Source organism: Paenarthrobacter histidinolovorans (assembly GCF_014647595.1).
In the GTDB taxonomy this organism is placed as follows: domain Bacteria; phylum Actinomycetota; class Actinomycetes; order Actinomycetales; family Micrococcaceae; genus Arthrobacter; species Arthrobacter histidinolovorans.
Genome location: NZ_BMPM01000005.1, coordinates 319,381 through 335,263, shown reverse-complemented (window position 1 = coordinate 335,263; position 15,883 = coordinate 319,381). Strand labels below are relative to the sequence as shown.

Genomic DNA, 15,883 nt, shown 5'->3' with positions numbered 1-15,883 from the left:
ATGACCGCAAGGGTCCGGGCGGGAGTAGGGGGGGCTGCGCTATGTGAACAAGTCCACTAGGGTCGGTTGAAGCGGGTCAACCCGCCACCACACCGTCGACGAGCCGGTTCCGGCCGTGCCGTCGGAAAGGAACGCCGCCATGGACACTTTCAAAATCGGCTATTTCGTGGGAAGCCTGGCCAGCAATTCCATCAACCGGGTCCTCTCCAAAGCGCTGATCAGCGTCGCGCCCCCTGAACTTGAGTTCCATGAGATCGCCATCAAGGATCTTCCCCTCTACAGCTCCGACTACGACGCCGACTTTCCGCCCGCGGGCCGGGAGTTGAAGGACGCCATCGCGGCATCGGACGGGATCCTGTTCATCTCCCCCGAATACAACCGTTCCATCCCTGGCGCCCTGAAGAACGCCATCGACTGGGGCTCGCGTCCCTGGGGCACCAACTCGTTCGCACGGAAACCCACCGGAATCATCGGCGCTTCGCCCGGTGGCATCGGCACCGCAGTGATGCAGTCCTCCATGCGCAGCGTTCTGAGCTTCCTGGACGCGCCGCAGCTGAACGCGCCTGAGGCGTACATCCGCTTCGTGGCAGACGCGTACGACGACGACGGTTCCGTTAAGGACGAAGGGACCGCCGCGCTGTTGCGCCACTATATGGAGGAGTACAGCGCGTTCGTCCAACGTGTCCTGGCAGCCAACGCGCCGGGTCACATCGGCGACCCGGAGCCGGATTCGGCCAAGCTCACGCGCTAGATGCACTCGGCCGCGGGGTGCCGCCCTTCAGGCGTGCGGCACCCCCGGGACCGGGAGGAAACATCGATATGACTTTCCAGGACCTCTCGTTCGTTACTGAAGGCTTTCAACGTGGAGCACTGCGCGACCCGAACGGTGAAGTGAGTTGGCCGATATCCTAGGCTTCAGCCGCCATCGAAGCACTTGCCGACTCAGGTCGCCTGGTTCTCGGACTGGATCTCAGGGACTACCAAAGTGACGGCATGCTCCTCGAGGTGCCCTGGTGGTCCTACACAGGGTCCGACACGGAAGAAGCCCGTAGCTTTGCACTGGACGCTCTCAGCCATGGAGATCTCCCTGGAGACTGGGTACTCGTTACGTGGTGAGCCATCCCTTGGGGTACAGGAAATAGGGCACACTGCTCTCATGGCAACTCACTACTACCGGAGGCCGTGGAACGAGTCCCGAGGCGACCAGTATTCCTCGTGGGGTCCCGCCACTTATTACTTCGAAGTCGGGGACGACGGCCGGCCGAGTCGCCAGATCGAGGTTTACGATTCTGGCCCGACTCTTCGTTATGACCCTGGACATGTAGAGGACGAATTTGGTCTTCTGGCGCAGGAGCCGCTGGCTCCGCTAGATGAGTGGCAGCTATGGGCTGTTACCGAGGCAGAGTTCGGACAGGCGTGGCACGACCTGCCCTAGTTCACTGCGTGTGTCCGCTAACGGATGGCTATGCGGACATATTAGGGGGCGCGTAGGAAAAGACTGACAGCCTCCTAATGTGCGCCATCATGGTTCTCATGAGATCTGAACTTGATTGGGCGCGCGTCCATAGAGCTTTCGGGGATGATCCCGGCGTACTCCCTGATGGAGAAGTGGTCGGGAGTGCGGAACAGGACTGGGATGTGCTGTTTGCGATGCTGCACGACAGCGATTGGAAAGTGACGACCAGCGATGGCCATTCACCGCTTCCACCCAATAGGCATGGTCTTGCCGAGTTTGAGATCATTGCCGTCTGGCCGATTGACGGAGTGCGTGTCAACTTCTTCCCAGGGCCCGACGGCGTATATTTTGACGTCGACCTTCGGGAACTCATCAACCAGGCCGCAATGGACGGGCTTGCCAACTTGATGCGCAAGCTCGGAGCGACTCTTCGTCGAGACGTCGTGCTCAGAGACGAGGGGTCAACAGGCGCCCCAGTCATTCGCTACGCCACTTCAGCAGACCTGTTCACAATAAGCTAGATACAAAAGGACACCGTCAAAGCCCCGTCCCTTGCAGAGCCAGCCCTCCCGTTAAAGGATCCCTCACCGCACACTTATTCCCGTGACCAAAAGCTCCGAGCGTCTGAACCCACCGCATCGTAGTTATCCGCTCCCTTCACCGCTTGGCCCATGACTCCGCTGTCGTCGTCTCTCGCCTGTTTCCAGGCTCTGAGGTCTCGTCGCTTCCGGCTGAGATCACGCGGAGAGCCTTCGTGAACATACACTCCCGCTAGGGCGACTGCGTTGTCTATGAGCATGCTTGCCCCACTTTTCGGGTGGGGGCCAAAGTGCAGAATCCACTCGGCGACCGTGAGAGTTCTTTGCAGTTCCTCGACAGATGCTTTGCGCGCCCATCCGGCTGCTTTCTCCTCTCCATAAGAAACGAGAGCCGCTACCATCAGCCCACGGCAGGTACTAATCATGGCCACATTCTTCCATTTTCAATGAGCCAGCCCGGTGGAGCATGATTCCGCATTCCACAGCGCAGCAGGAACGGACCTCGGCAAACATTTTCGACTACCCAATCAGCGCCCGCTAAAGGATCCTTCAACGGACACCAGTTCCGTCGGCTGCCTACTTCACCTGTTGTGTTCGGCCGGTCTCATAATGAAGGACGCCATCGCGTTCCAGTGCGAACAATCTGTCGGCGACTTCCTGCGCCTGGGGCTCGCCGCAAGATATGGCGAAGAACCGCGGAGAGATGAAATCGAGGAGGCAACCTTGCTCGGCAACTTCAGAGGCCAGGGGCTGCCACGCGTTGGGGTCATCCGATTTCAGCAGCACTCTGAATGCGAAGTTGCGAGCGTCGCGCTCCACTCCGGTGACAACAAGGGCATTCTCCGCCGATCGCATCACATTCACGCCGTCGCCAAAGTTGACGTCATAGAGATAAGCGGGGACTGCCAAGACAGTCGCTGTGCCGTCCTCTTCCAAGCGACCGCGAAGACCCTCCCACATCTGCTCCGTGTCAGGTTCAGGGGGCACCGCGAACCATATGGTCTCTTGCGCTTCCTGAGCTTCTGGAAGGGGCTGGAGTGAACCATCGCGCCAGTGTGCCACGACGCTGGGATGTTGCCGGTAGTCAGTCACCAGCTGAGACTACCCAACGAACGCATCCATGAGAGCGCTCCAGCGGGCATGCATTCCTGTGTCCGACGAGGGATCGCTTACGGCTCAAGAGTTGGGTCGCTTCGAAAATTGGCTACCATTTCCTGAAACCTGGACTCGTGCTTGGCTATTCTTGCCGCGTTCTGTTCGGAGTTCAGCCATGGCATACGTTTCCCGATCAGAAGAACATCAAGGGACTTGCCGTCGACGTCAAAGGGCTTTTCTAAAGGGAGGAGGGCATTCAGTGCTTCTGATTTCGTCGTTTCTGGAAGGCGGGCTCGGAGCCACGCAATCTGTTCTGTCGTGAACATGTTGAAGGGGATCCGCAGATTTTCAAGGTTGGTAAGCTTCCCAAGCGGCTGGATCCGTCCGTTGTCGATGCGTTTCGGAAGCAGGCTTAGACTCCGTAATCCAGTCAACTCTGCTAAGGGCTCTAGCGTCTCAAAAGTGGTTTTGTCCCACACTGCGTCGCCGAGAATGAGTTCCTTCAGTTCATGCCCTGCCACGAGGTCGTCCAGCCGATGGAGCCGGTTGAAATCTTCAACACGTAGCGCAGTCAGAAGCGGCGTGCGCGAAAGGTCCCATAGGCGAGTGCACCGCTGGTTCCAGTAGAACGAGACCATTCGGAGCTCTGACAAATCCTCGATCGGGGTGAGGTCATTAATCCTGGGGCACTTCCAGAATTCAATTGCTGTGAACTGGTTCCCGTAGTTGGAGACCAAGCGCTCAAATGCGGCTTGGCTCAGCCCACTGATACGAAGGGTGGTTGCATCAGGATGTGCCTCGATTTGTGAGAGATCTTCTGGACTAAGTTTCCCGCCACCGACTTGCGGGGCGACGAGGTCAAGGAACCCAAAGGGCTTCGCGTCCCCCGCCTGTCTCAGCTCCAACAGGTTCTGGGGACCTGGTTCCATGCGTGAGCACCATCTTTCGTCTTAGGACCCTCCAGCATCTGATCGTAAACCTACCAACAACGCAGGCAACGCGGCATCGTGCGTGAAATGTTCCTCTGAGGACGTGCCCGTAAGCCGGTCGATCACCGTGCTGCCAAAGCCTGTCGCAACGCTCTGCGCCATTGCTGGCATGGGCCATGTACGTAAGACCCGCACGATGAAATGCACGGTGACGGGGGGGGATTACTGCAACCATGTTCCTTATGACTGGAATGAAGATCGGTTATGCACGGGTCTCGACGAACGACCAGGACCTCACTGCCCAACGCAATGCCCTCGTTGCTTTGGGTGTGGAAGAGACCCAGATCTTCGTCGATCACGGACTCACGGGAGCGAATCGAGTGCGCCCAGGTCTCCGTCAAGCAATGGCGGCCTGCCGGGCCGGCGATACGCTCGTGGTGACCAAGCTCGACCGGCTGGCGCGCTCTCTATCTGATGCCAGGGACATTGCCGATGAGCTAACAGCTAAGGGGGTTGTGCTTAGTCTCGGTGGAAGCACCCACGACCCAACTGACCCGGTAGGCCGTCTGCTGTTCAACGTCCTGGGAATGGTGGCCGAGTTTGAGGCGGATCTGATCCGGATGCGCACCCGCGAGGGCATGGCGGTAGCAAAAGCCAAGGGGCGGCTAAAAGGCAAGCAACCAAAGTTGTCCAAGACACAGCGGAAGCACCTTCTGACACTGCATGACGCCGGCGAGCATACGCAGGCCGAACTGGCCGAGCTGTTCCGGGTGTCACGGACCACGGTGTACCGCGAGCTCCAAAGGCGCACCATCTGAGACCGATGCGGCGCCTCCTGCCGGGAACGCGCCAAATAGTGCCGCAAAAAGACCGCCATTTAGCGCCGAAAGTCACAGGAAAACAGTTCGCCCAGCGTATTCAGCGTGATCAAAGCGCTGCCGCCTGGGGGTTCTGAGTGCTTGGTCGGACGCAATCACTACAGGTTTCCTAAAAACTGTTCCCAAGATCGACAAAGCTATCGACGTCGAGGATCTCGCGGGCGAAGTCCTGAAGCGGCACCCAAAGGGACCATCCACCGGCGACGATTTAGTCAGTATGCTTACGAGTATGAGGATTCGCGGACACGCCCCCTACTCAGGAGATACCGATGCTTCGTAAATTAGCCATGACGTCAGCCGCCTTGGCCCTTTTTGCCGGGTCGATGGCATCCACCACCGCCGCAGCAAACGCCGCAGCCCCGGCGGCAGCCACAACCACCGTCCACGCGCAGGGCAGCGTAGCCGCCACCACGGCAACGCCCTCACCGGATGCAAGCAACCCATCGGGCCCGTCAACGCAGACCCCCACCAACCCCGGGCCGTCGTCGGGACAGCCGAGCACGCCCAACCCCGCGGGCAGCGGACCCGCCAACCCGGGAACCGGAGAATCCGATCCCCAGGAGCAGACCCGCACCAGTGCCGTGCCGTGGGTATTGGCGGGCGTTGCGGCACTGATCATCATTGCGCTGATTGTGTGGACCCTGCGGAACCGGCGCGGACGGGACAAGGGAATCAGCGGGGAACGCTAAATCAGCTTGCCAATGAGGCTGTTCTCAAGGTTTTCGAGCAGGTGCCGCGGATTGTCATAGACTTCCGCGGCGCCGGCGTCGCGCAGTTCGGCCTCGCTGATTCCGCCGCAGGTCAGGGCGATCACCGGAACGCCGATGGCCGAGCCGGCCTTTACGTCCCACACCGCGTCGCCCACGAAGACAACATCCTCCGGGCTCAGGTTCAGCTTCTCCAGGCACGCTTCCAGGATGTCGGGCGCGGGCTTGCTCTCTTTGGCATCGTTGGAGCTCGTCCACGCGTCAATGGAGGATCCGGCGTCGAGGAGCCTGCGGCTGACCTCAAGGTCGCGGTCCTGCGCCGAGGACGCCAAGCCAACAGCCAGCCCGGCCTCCGAGCATGCCGCCAGGAGATCCCGGGCGGATTCGAAGGTGCGCAGGGAAGGCCAGAAAGTCGAGAAAACCGCACTGTGCGAGGACTTCAGGTCTTCCAGTAAATCCTCGGAGGACTCCTCGACGAGGCTCTGGATGAGCCGGTCGCCGCCCATGCCCACGCGGCGGTGGATGGCCGACATTTCGACGTCCAACCCCTCCCGCCGGAAGGCCTGCCACCACGCCATGGCATGGAAGTAACTCGAATCGATCAGGGTGCCGTCCACATCGAACAGGACACCGCGCTTCTTAGACGTCGCATCAGTTGCCACAGTTGGCCACCTTCGGTTGTGCCCGCACCCCTTGGGCGGCGAGCGCGGAATCAATCACCGGCTCTTCCAGCATCAGCACGGCGTACCGCTCCGCGGAGCCGGTTTGCAGCAGGCCCGTACCCGCCACTTCCCGGATGGCGGCCACCCCCTCCACGGCGTCATCCACCGTGGAGAACCGCTTGGACAAACCCATCAGGCAATCCCCGCCATCCACCATCAAAATCCGATATCCCCCATCGGGCGTTTCCACCAGTTCCAAACGGCCGGCCATCGCTACCTCCTCGTTTTCGATGAAAAACAGCTTAGTAAGACTACTTAGTATAGGCCTTTGGAAATAATCCGTAACGCGGGAAATAGGCGCCTGCAAGTTCTTGTTGGCGTGGATATGACAACAATCGGAATTATCGGTGCAGGACACATTGGCAGCCAGGTTGCACGCAAGGCGGTGGAACTCGGCTACGACGTCGTGATCAGCAACTCACGCGGACCCGAAACCCTCGGTGACCTCGTCGCGGAACTGGGGCCGCGCGCCCGGGCCGCGACGGCGGCCGAAGCGGCAGCGGCGGGCGATTTCGCCGTCGTGACCGTCCCTCTGAAGAACTACCGGGACGTTCCCGCCCAGCCACTCGAAGGCAAGGTGGTTATCGACACGAACAACTACTACTGGGAGCGCGACGGACGCATTCCCGAGCTGGACAACGGTGAAGCAACCACGTCCGGCCTGCTCCAGAAGCACCTCCCCACCTCGAAGGTGGCAAAGGGCTTCAACCACATCTTCGCCAAGGACATCACTACGGACGGCACTCCCGCGGGGACGCCGAACCGTCGCGCCCTGGCAACCGCCAGTGACTTCCCGGAAGCAGCGGAGCTCGTCACCAGGCTTTACGACGAATTCGGTTTCGACACCGTCAACATTGGACCCCTTGCGGACAGCTGGCGGGTGGAGCGCGACCGCCCGGCTTACGTCATCCGGCAGAACGCCGCCGAGCTTGAAGAGAACCTCGCCAAGGCGGACCGTACCGTCTAGGGCAGGCACGACGGCGGGCAAGCGGCTCGCGCTTGCCCGCCGCCGCACGTCGTGAAACAGTCCCACAACGCGCCGAAGTGGCGCTCATCACAACGTCATTGGAGATAAGCCCAAGCTTCCCTTACCATTCGAACCAGTATCCGTAAGCGGGAACTCCGGCCGGTCTAGTCTCGCCCTATGGAAAAGACCCTTTACGACGCAGTCATTGTTGGCGGCGGCCACAACGGACTTACAGCGGCCGCCTACTTGGCGCGGGCGGGCAAGAGCGTAGCCGTCCTGGAGCGGGACGACCACTTTGGCGGGGCTGCCGTTTCAGCGGCCGCCTTCAAGGGCGTCGATGCCCGCCTCTCACGCTACTCATACCTGGTCAGCCTGCTTCCCCAACGGATTATCCAGGAGCTCGGCCTGAACATAGCGCTGGCCCGCCGCAGATACTCCTCCTACACGCCGGACCCCGAAAATCCCGAAACGGGTCTCCTGATCGACGGCGGAGACTCCCAAGCCAGCCGGGAATCCTTCGAAAACGTAGGTGCGGGAGCTGACTTTGCCGCGCTGGAAGGCTTCTACACCGACACCGGCAAGCTCGCCCAGGCCTTGTTTCCCACCGTTTGCGAACCACTGCCCAGCCGCTCGGAAGCCCGGGCCCTGGTGGCCGACGACAACCTCTGGAACGCCTTCATCGAGAATCCGCTGGATCAGGTCATCACAGAGCGCCTCACCCACGATCTGGTCCGGGGCATGGTTTCCACCGACGCCCTGATCGGCACCTTCACATCCCTGGATGACCCATCGCTCGACGCCAACCGCTGCTTCCTCTACCACGTGATCGGCAACGGAACCGGGCTGTGGGACATACCCTTGGGCGGCATGGGGTCTGTTTCCCGCGAACTCGAGCGGGCGGCCCGGGATGCCGGGGCGGTGCTGCTGCCGTCGGCGGAGGTAACAGCCATTTCCGACGACGGCGGGGTCCGGTTCCGGCGCGACGGCAGCGAACACATTTTCCAAGGCCGGCGTATCCTCGCCAACGTTTCGCCGTGGGTGCTGCAGGACCTTGTGGGAGTGCCGTCACCGCAGGAAATCAGCCGGCCCGAAGGGGCGCAGATCAAGGTGAACCTGCTCCTGAAGCGCCTTCCAAAGCTTCGGGATGCCACGGTCACTCCCGAGGCCGCCTTCGGCGGGACCTTCCACATCAACGAGACGTACCAGCAGCTTGCCGACGCGCACCGTGCGGCCACCGACGGGCAGATACCCAGCCCACTCCCCTGCGAGATCTACTGCCACTCATTGACTGATCCCAGCATCCTTTCCGGGGAGCTCGCGGCCGCCGGAACGCACACATTGACGGTGTTCGGGTTGCACACCCCGGACCGGCTGGTGACGGAAGAAAACAACCACGGGATGCGCGCCAAGCTCCAGGCCGCCGTCCTCGAATCGCTGAACTCGGTCCTGGCCGAACCCATCGAGGACCTTCTGCTCACAGGCGCCGACGGAAACCCTTGCATCGAAGCCAAGACCACCCTTGACCTTGAGCACGCCCTGAACATGTCCGGGGGCAATATCTTCCACGGCAAGCTGCAGTGGCCCTTCCTGGAGGATGACGAGCCGCGGGCCTCCCCTGCTGAACGGTGGGGCGTCGCAACGGGCTACCCGAACATCTTCCTGTGCGGTGCAGGTGCCCGGCGCGGGGGCGGAGTCAGTGGACTGGGCGGCCACAACGCCGCCATGGCCGTCCTGGAGGATTTGCAGGACTAAACCGTGTCACGAACGGCGCCTTGACTGCACTTTAAGGGTGGTTGCCTCTTCGGACGTCTGGCGCATAGGGCCTTCGGGGAGGCAACTGCCCATCTGCAGCCCTACCCCAAGGAGCCCCATGTCCACCAAAATCTCCGCCTGGCCCGCCGCAACACCCATGTGGGTGGATCTGGGAGTGGATGACGTGGACGCGGCCAAGGCCTTCTATGCCGAGCTGTTCGACTGGACGTTCACCCCCGGTGGCCCGGAGTCCGGAGGTTACCTCCTCGCGGTACTTCGCGGACACGCGGTGGCGGGAATCGGACCCAAACAGGCTCCGGAGGCGCCGGCCTCGTGGACTACCTACCTGGCGTCGGATGATGTGGACGAAACTGCCGGCAAAATCCTGAACGGCGGCGGCCAACTGATCGCGCCGCCGTTCGATGTGATGGACTCCGGCCGGATGGCTTTGGCATCAGACAGTCTCGGCTCCGTCTTTGGGATCTGGCAGGCCGGAAACCACATCGGGGCTGAACGCGTCAATGAACACGGTGCACTGTGCTGGAATGAACTCCATACCCGCGATCAAGAGGCTGCGCGGTCCTTCTACACGGACGTCTTCGACGTCAGTTTCCAGGAAATCCACGACGACGGCCACGAGTACTCCACCATCCGCAGGCCCCTGGACGGCAGGGAAGTCGGCGGAGTTTTCAACGATGCCGAGGCCTCTTTGCCTGATCATTGGATGACGTGGTTCGCCAGCGACCATGTCCATGGCACTGCGCTGCGGGCGGTGGAACTCGGCGCCACGCTCATCCGACCGGCCGCGGACAGCCCCTTGGGCCGCACCGCCATCGTGCGGGCCCCGCAAGGTGAGACCTTCGGCATCATCGACGCACCCAGAACCAGCGACTAACCAGAACCAGCAACTATGTGGTCCGGCTGCAGGCTCAAGCAACTATGCGGTCCGGCTGCAGGCTCACGCGACAGCGGGATCCAATGCCTCCGAGATCACCTCGTGCGCGTGCGCTGCGGCAAGCGGCGCCGCCAGGCGGTGGACCGCTTGGAAGGTCCTGCGGACTGCGGGCCCGTGCCACTCCGGCGGCAGGTAATCTGCGGGCAGGTTCGGGTCCTTGTAGGGGAACTTGCGCCACAAGGTGAGCATGGGAATGTAGTAACGGAAGGCTTCGCGCCGCAGCTCCTGGGTGGAGCCAGCCAGTGCGGCCTCAGGATCGTGTCCAACCCGCTGCGTCCACTGTTCCTCGGCCCCCGCATACAGTTCCAGGAACTCCGTGAATTGCTGGTCCAGTTCGTTCAGATCCCACCATTCGGCGATCTTCGGACGCATGGGGCCGTCAAACACGTAGTCGCTGCGGAAAAGGTCCACGAATTCGATCAGGCCGCTGCTGGTGAGCCGCTCCCTGGCCTGCTCCAGCTTGTTCGCCGGAGCGATCCACACGCCGTTCGCCACAGATCCAAAGCCGAGCCCCAGCAGCGCCGAACGCAGTTGGTGTCGGCGGTTGCGCATGGACTCCGGCACGGAAAACACGGCCAGTACCCATTCGTCTACGGGGGCAGCCTGCTCAGGGGCGAAGATCCGCCGGTCACCTTCCCGGAACACGTCGCTGACGGACTCGGAGATCTTGTACTTGGCGATTCCACCTTCACGCACGCTCTTGAGCACGCCCTTGGCCTTGAGCCTGGAGACTGACGAGCGCACGCCTGGAGCGTCGTACCCCAGGGAACCCAGCATGGAAATCAGTGCTGAGACCGGCAAAGCGTCGCCCGCGTTCCGGCCGTAGAGGCCAAAGATCGTGACGAGGAGTTGCTGGTGGCGCACCGGGGGTGCCGGGACGGCAAACATCGAAAACATCCTCATTTCCGCGCCACTGTTCAGGCGCCAGTCCACTTCATCATAGGTGTGGGAGCTGTTCCGCCCGCCCAGCGAAAGGCAGCGAACTGGCAAGGTCATAATAAGGATGCTTACTATAGGGGGACACTTGAACTCCGCAACAGGACCAAGCAGCCACATCAGGTACTTTCCGCATCAACGATAGGAAGCACATCATGGCAGGAAATCTTGTAGCCCGTTCCATCCACGACCTCACCGCTGCGGCATGGTTCGGCGGCTCATTGATGGGAGCCATCGGGCTCAACGGAGCAGCCGCAGAAGCAAAGGACCCCACCGAGCGCACCCGCTTGTCCAGCAAGGGCTGGGGCAAATGGGCTCCGATCCAGACAGCGGCCTTTGTGGGTCACCTCGCCTCCGACCTCGCCATCGCCTGGGAGAACAAGGGGCGCATCGCCAAGCAGGACAACGTGGCCGCCAACACCGTCTACAAGACTGTGGTGACCCTGGCAGGAGCAGCGGTCACCCTGTACGCAGGCATTGTGGGCAAGAAGGTTGACGAACTCGCCGGAGAGGGCGCCGAAGGAGCCACGGAACCGCGTGCGGGCGCCTCCGATGAGCTGAAGTCCGCACAGACCCAGCTGAAGGCACTTCAGTGGGCCATTCCCGCCTTCGCCGCCTGGGTCATCATTCTCGGTGCCAAGCACGGAGAGATGCAGCGCCCCAAGAACATCCTGAAGGGCCTGCGCTAACCACCTGAATCTCCCCTCCGGGGTGGCAGTAGATGACAATCCAGGAGTTCTCCATTGTCATTAACTGCCACCTCGTTCGGGCTATTCGCGGGCCCGCACACCCTGGATCGCACGGACCACATGCTCCGGCCAGGGCTGCGCCGTGGTGGTTCCGTTGGGGACGTGGACAGTGGTGAGCGTCCCGTAGGCGGCGACGCCGCCGTCGTCGGACTTCACTTCAAAAGCCATGGTCAGCGAGGTCCGGCCAAGCGCCTGGATCTTCACCGTGGCGGTGATGCGCTGGCCGAACCACAGCTTGGCCTTGTAATTGACCACTTGCTGCACCCGCGGGGCGCTGGGAAAGTAGTCCGGCAACTCCAACGACCGGAAAAGTTCCGCTTCGGCCGCCTCAACCCATCGCATGATGGCCGAGTTGTGCTGGTGCCCGGAGGCGTCCGTGTCCACCCATTCGACGGTTCGCTCCACGCACGCCTCCGGAAACATGGCTCTCCTAGCGCGTGCTGACGGCGGCGTCGTCCGGATCCACCTCGACGGCGGTCACCGGCACCTCAGGCTGCGGCTTGGGAATCAGTGCCACAGCGCCTGCCGCAAGTACCGCGATGCCGGCGAAGATCGCGAAGTTGGCTTCAAACGGCAACTTGGAACCAGCAATCCAGCCGCCGATCAAAGGCCCCGAGATCGCACCGAGCCGGGCGAAACTGAGCGCCCAACCGGTTGCCGTACCGCGGACCTTGGCCGGGTAGTAGTCGGCGATGTACCCCGTGAGAACCAGCGAAGTGGAGATGGAACCGACACCCGCGAAGGCCACGAACAGCAGGTTGACCACCATGGTGTTCGGGAAGACCAGCAGCATGATGCCCAGGCCGCCCAGGATGTAGAACACCACCAGGATGAGCTTCTTGCCGTACTTGTCCGCCGCGCGGCCGAGGAGCAGGCCACCGATGGCTGAGGCAAGGCTGAAGACCAGGAGGAAGGTCAGGGACGAACCGAGGTCGTAGCCTGCCTTTTTCATGATGCTCGGCAACCAGGTGTTCAGACCGTAAACCAGCACCAGCCCGCAGAACAGCGAGATCCAGAAGAACACGGTGGAGCGCAGGTACTTCCTGGAGAACATAGTGGTGATGGTCTTCCACCAGGGATCCGCAGGACCACCTTGCGCAACGGGAGCTGCCGGAACCACGGGCCGGTAGTTCGCGATCCGCAGCGACGCGGCCAATGCCTTGGCTTCGGACTTCCGGCCCTTGGACTCCAGGTACTCCAGCGATTCCGGCAGGAACTTCCAGATAATGGGCAGGAGGACCACCGGGGCGGCACCAATGGCGATGACCGCTCGCCAGCCACCAAGGGGCAGGACGAACAATGCTGCCAGCGCCGCGGCAACAATGCCCAGGGAATAGCCGGAGTACATGAGGCCGTAGTTGTAGGACCGCTTGTTCGGGGCGGAGTACTCGATGGTCAGGGCCGCTGCCACGGGGATCACCCCGCCCATGCCCAAGCCGCCGATCAGCCTGAAGATACCGAACAGCTCCGGCGTGGGAGCCCATGCTGCGCCTGCCTGTGTGATCGTGAAGATCACCATGGAAGCCAGGAGCATCCTCTTGCGGCCCACGAGGTCGCTGAGCGTGCCTATAAAGAGAGCTCCAATAAGCATGCCGATCAGGGCATATGACCCCAAGCCGCCCAAGGCAAGCGGGGACAGGTTCCATTCCTTGTACTCGGCAAGGGCGGGCAGGACAGCGCCGAGGACACCGACGTCGTAACCTTCGGCAAGGATCGCGAGCCAGCAGCAGAACAACACCAGGCCGGTGGTCTTCTTGGGCACGTTCCAGTCATTGACCGGTGCGGTGGCCATGGCTACTTCACCAAAACCGATGCAGCGGCGGACTCGGGAGTCCAGCGCAGGTGGTTGGTGGTCTCTTCGATGTCCGCTTCCTTGAGCAGCGACAACCGCGGCCGGACCGCATCCGTGCGCGAACTCGGCGGCTTGCGACGGCCTGCCCGGAACTGCGGAACCCACTGGGCACCCGGGCCCTGGTATTCCTGCTCTGCTGCGGCATGCAGGGTCCACTGCGGATCGTAGAGGTGCGTACGGCCCAGAGCGATCAGGTCGGCACGGCCCGCAAGAAGGATCGAGTTCACGTCGTCGTAGCTGGAAATGGCGCCGACGGCGATCACTGCCGCACCTGCCGGGGCGGCAACTTCCTGACGGATACGGTCAGCGAACGGGGTCTGGTAGCTCCGGCCGAACGCGGGCTTCTCTTCCTTGGCCACCTGCCCCGTGGAAACGTCCAAGCCGGCAGCGCCGTGCTCCACGAATGCCTTCGCGATCGCCACCGAATCGTCGGAGGTGTTGCCGCCCTCGATCCAGTCGGTCGCGGAGATGCGCACCGTCAGAGGCTTGCCGGCAGGCCAAGCCGCGCGAACGGCGTCGAACACTTCCAACGGGAACCGCAGCCGGTTCTCCAGGCTGCCGCCGTACTCGTCGGTCCGCTGGTTGGAGACCGGCGAAAGGAAGGAGGAGAGCAGGTAGCCGTGGGCAGCGTGGAGCTCCAGGAGGTCGAAACCAGCCTCCTCCGCGCGGAGGGTCGAGGCAACAAACTCCGCCTTGATGGCGCCCATGCCGGCACGGTCCAATTCCACCGGTGTCTGGTTTTCGGCGCTGTACGGCAAGGCGGAAGGCCCGACGGCGGTCCAGTTGCCGGACTCGAGTGGCTGGTCGATGCCTTCCCACATGAGCTTGGTGGAGCCCTTGCGGCCGGAGTGGCCCAGTTGGGCTCCGATCCTGGCGGTGGAGCGGCTGTGAACGAAGTCCACGATCTCCTTCCAGCTGTCGCGCTGCCCATCGGTGTAGAGACCGGTGCAGCCTGGGGTAATGCGGCCCGTTTCGGAAACGCAGACCATTTCTGTCATGACCAGGCCGGCACCGCCCAAGGCCTTGGAACCCAGGTGGACCTTGTGGAAGTCGCCCGGGACGCCGTCAACAGCTGAGTACATGTCCATCGGGGAGACGATGATGCGGTTCTTGAGCTCCAGCCCGCCGATGCGGAAGGGCTGGAACATGGCTGGGGCAACCTCGCTGAGGCCCTGGGATTCGGCAAAGTTGCGGTCCACGGCATCGGCGAATTCGGGATCGCGTAGGCGCAGGTTTTCCTGGGTGATACGGCGGCTGCGGGTGAGCAGGTTGAACGCGAACTGGGTAGGGTCCTGGTCCTTGTACTGGCCGATGCGCTCGAACCACTCAAGTGATGCCTGGGCTGCACGCTGCGTTGACGCCACCACGGGCCGGCGTTCGGCTTCGTAGGCTTCCAGCGCTTCCCGGACCGTCGGATGTTCGTGCAGGCACGCAGCCAGGGCCAAGGAGTCTTCCATGGCCAGCTTGGTGCCGGAGCCGATGGAGAAGTGGGCCGTGTGGGCAGCGTCGCCCAACAGCACCACGTTGTTGTGGCGCCAGCTCTCGTTGCGGACCGTGGTGAAGTTGATCCACTTGGAATTGTTGCTGAGGACCTCGTAGCCGTCCAGCTCCTCGGCGAAGATTTCACGGATCTTGGCGATGGCTTTCTCGTCCGAGACACCCGGAGGGAAAACCTCGTTGGCGGTCTCGTCGAAGCCCGCAGCGTGCCACACGTCCTGATGCATTTCCACAATGAACGTGGAGCCCTCATCCGAGTAGGGGTAACCGTGGATCTGCATGACACCCCACTCGGTCTCCTTGACGAAGAACTTGAAGGCTTCAAAGACCTGGTTGGTGCCCAGCCACATGAACTTGTTGGTCCGCGGATCCAGGTTCGGTTTGAACGAGTCTGCGTACTTGGCGCGGATCTGCGAGTTGACGCCGTCGGCAGCGAGCACCAGATCGTAACTGGCCTCGAGTTCCTCGACGGCCGGAGCCAGGGTGCTGAAGCGGACGTCCACGTTGAGTTCAATGCAGCGGCGCTGGAGCAACTCCAGCAGTTCCTTGCGGCTCATCGCTGCGAAGCCCTGGCCACCCACCGTCTTCATCTCGCCGCGGAAGTGGATGTCGATGTCGGACCAGCGGGCAAAGCGACGGCTCATGTATTCGGCCACCACGGGATCGGCGTTGCCGATGCCGCCCAGGGTCTCATCGGAAAATACGACGCCGAATCCAAAGGTGTCGCTGGCAGCATTGCGTTCCCAGAGGGTGATGTCGTGGGACGGATCCAGCTGCTTCATCAGTGCTGCGAAGTACAGGCCGCCCGGGCCGCCTCCAACGATTGCGATCTTCATGGTGATGCTCCTT

18 protein-coding genes are annotated in these 15,883 nt (G+C 62.1%); 9 read left to right on the top strand and 9 right to left on the bottom strand.

Translation table 11 applies throughout. The features are described from left to right. The first annotated feature begins 139 nt into the window (after positions 1-139). Entirely contained in the window at positions 140-751 is a 612-nt protein-coding gene (locus IEY62_RS14290) for an NADPH-dependent FMN reductase (RefSeq protein WP_018780342.1), read from the top strand. A 191-nt stretch (positions 752-942) separates the two neighbouring features. On the opposite strand, the gene IEY62_RS21815 is transcribed toward IEY62_RS14290, so the two are convergent. After that, positions 943-1,077, bottom strand: a complete 135-nt coding sequence (locus IEY62_RS21815) for a hypothetical protein (protein ID WP_268241120.1) — start codon at positions 1,075-1,077, stop codon at positions 943-945. 79 nt (positions 1,078-1,156) lie between these two features. Between IEY62_RS21815 and IEY62_RS14285 the strand changes: the two genes are divergently transcribed. Then, positions 1,157-1,435 carry a hypothetical protein gene (locus IEY62_RS14285; RefSeq protein WP_189018916.1) on the top strand — a complete coding sequence of 93 codons (279 nt, stop codon included), beginning with the start codon at positions 1,157-1,159 and terminating at the stop codon, positions 1,433-1,435. Positions 1,436-1,533: 98 nt separating this feature from the next. Further along, a complete protein-coding gene (locus tag IEY62_RS14280; RefSeq protein WP_189018915.1) occupies positions 1,534-1,977 on the top strand; it encodes a hypothetical protein in 444 nt (147 codons plus the stop codon). Positions 1,978-2,571: 594 nt separating this feature from the next. Here the strand turns inward: IEY62_RS14280 and IEY62_RS14275 are convergent. Then, positions 2,572-3,087 (bottom strand): DUF4265 domain-containing protein, encoded by a 516-nt coding sequence (locus IEY62_RS14275; RefSeq protein ID WP_189018913.1) that lies wholly within the window; start codon positions 3,085-3,087, stop codon positions 2,572-2,574. A 77-nt stretch (positions 3,088-3,164) separates the two neighbouring features. Further along, on the bottom strand, positions 3,165-4,019 hold the full coding sequence (locus IEY62_RS14270) for a hypothetical protein (protein WP_189018911.1): 855 nt from the start codon (positions 4,017-4,019) through the stop codon (positions 3,165-3,167). A gap of 242 nt (positions 4,020-4,261) precedes the next feature. Here IEY62_RS14270 and IEY62_RS14265 point away from each other — a divergent pair, with 242 nt between their 5' ends. Both IEY62_RS14265 and IEY62_RS14260 read left to right on the top strand, forming a co-directional pair. Beyond that, positions 4,262-4,837 carry a recombinase family protein gene (locus tag IEY62_RS14265; protein WP_229785312.1) on the top strand — a complete coding sequence of 192 codons (576 nt, stop codon included), beginning with the start codon at positions 4,262-4,264 and terminating at the stop codon, positions 4,835-4,837. A gap of 329 nt (positions 4,838-5,166) precedes the next feature. After that, a complete protein-coding gene (locus IEY62_RS14260; protein ID WP_189018909.1) occupies positions 5,167-5,586 on the top strand; it encodes a hypothetical protein in 420 nt (139 codons plus the stop codon). Here the strand turns inward: IEY62_RS14260 and IEY62_RS14255 are convergent. Beyond that, positions 5,583-6,266: an HAD family hydrolase gene (locus tag IEY62_RS14255; protein WP_189018907.1), complete on the bottom strand. Its 684-nt coding sequence runs from the start codon at positions 6,264-6,266 to the stop codon at positions 5,583-5,585. The genes IEY62_RS14260 and IEY62_RS14255 overlap by 4 nt on opposite strands. After that, on the bottom strand, positions 6,256-6,537 hold the full coding sequence (locus IEY62_RS14250; protein WP_229785310.1) for a hypothetical protein: 282 nt from the start codon (positions 6,535-6,537) through the stop codon (positions 6,256-6,258). Before IEY62_RS14250 ends, IEY62_RS14255 begins: the two co-directional genes overlap by 11 nt. A 114-nt stretch (positions 6,538-6,651) precedes the next feature. Between IEY62_RS14250 and IEY62_RS14245 the strand changes: the two genes are divergently transcribed. From IEY62_RS14245 to IEY62_RS14235, 3 genes are all read left to right on the top strand, one after another. Then, entirely contained in the window at positions 6,652-7,293 is a 642-nt protein-coding gene (locus tag IEY62_RS14245) for an NADPH-dependent F420 reductase (RefSeq protein WP_189018905.1), read from the top strand. Positions 7,294-7,470: 177 nt separating this feature from the next. Further along, positions 7,471-9,045 carry a phytoene desaturase family protein gene (locus tag IEY62_RS14240; RefSeq protein WP_189018903.1) on the top strand — a complete coding sequence of 525 codons (1,575 nt, stop codon included), beginning with the start codon at positions 7,471-7,473 and terminating at the stop codon, positions 9,043-9,045. Positions 9,046-9,163: 118 nt separating this feature from the next. After that, positions 9,164-9,940 carry a VOC family protein gene (locus IEY62_RS14235; protein WP_189018901.1) on the top strand — a complete coding sequence of 259 codons (777 nt, stop codon included), beginning with the start codon at positions 9,164-9,166 and terminating at the stop codon, positions 9,938-9,940. 63 nt (positions 9,941-10,003) lie between these two features. Here the strand turns inward: IEY62_RS14235 and IEY62_RS14230 are convergent, their stop codons facing one another. Continuing rightward, complete coding sequence (locus tag IEY62_RS14230; RefSeq protein ID WP_229785308.1) at positions 10,004-10,996, bottom strand: PaaX family transcriptional regulator; 993 nt, start codon at positions 10,994-10,996, stop codon at positions 10,004-10,006. A gap of 95 nt (positions 10,997-11,091) precedes the next feature. On the opposite strand from IEY62_RS14230, the gene IEY62_RS14225 reads away from it, so the two are divergent. Next, positions 11,092-11,625, top strand: a complete 534-nt coding sequence (locus tag IEY62_RS14225; RefSeq protein WP_189018899.1) for an ABC transporter permease family protein — start codon at positions 11,092-11,094, stop codon at positions 11,623-11,625. A gap of 81 nt (positions 11,626-11,706) precedes the next feature. On the opposite strand, the gene IEY62_RS14220 is transcribed toward IEY62_RS14225, so the two are convergent. From IEY62_RS14220 to IEY62_RS14210, 3 genes are read right to left on the bottom strand one after another with little or no spacing between them, the layout of a single operon-like run. Then, positions 11,707-12,108, bottom strand: coding sequence for an acyl-CoA thioesterase (locus IEY62_RS14220; RefSeq protein WP_189018897.1), 402 nt, complete (start codon positions 12,106-12,108; stop codon positions 11,707-11,709). A 7-nt stretch (positions 12,109-12,115) separates the two neighbouring features. Further along, positions 12,116-13,477 carry an MFS transporter gene (locus IEY62_RS14215; RefSeq protein WP_189018895.1) on the bottom strand — a complete coding sequence of 454 codons (1,362 nt, stop codon included), beginning with the start codon at positions 13,475-13,477 and terminating at the stop codon, positions 12,116-12,118. 2 nt (positions 13,478-13,479) lie between these two features. Then, entirely contained in the window at positions 13,480-15,870 is a 2,391-nt protein-coding gene (locus tag IEY62_RS14210) for a bifunctional salicylyl-CoA 5-hydroxylase/oxidoreductase (RefSeq protein ID WP_189018893.1), read from the bottom strand. Positions 15,871-15,883: the final 13 nt, after the last annotated feature.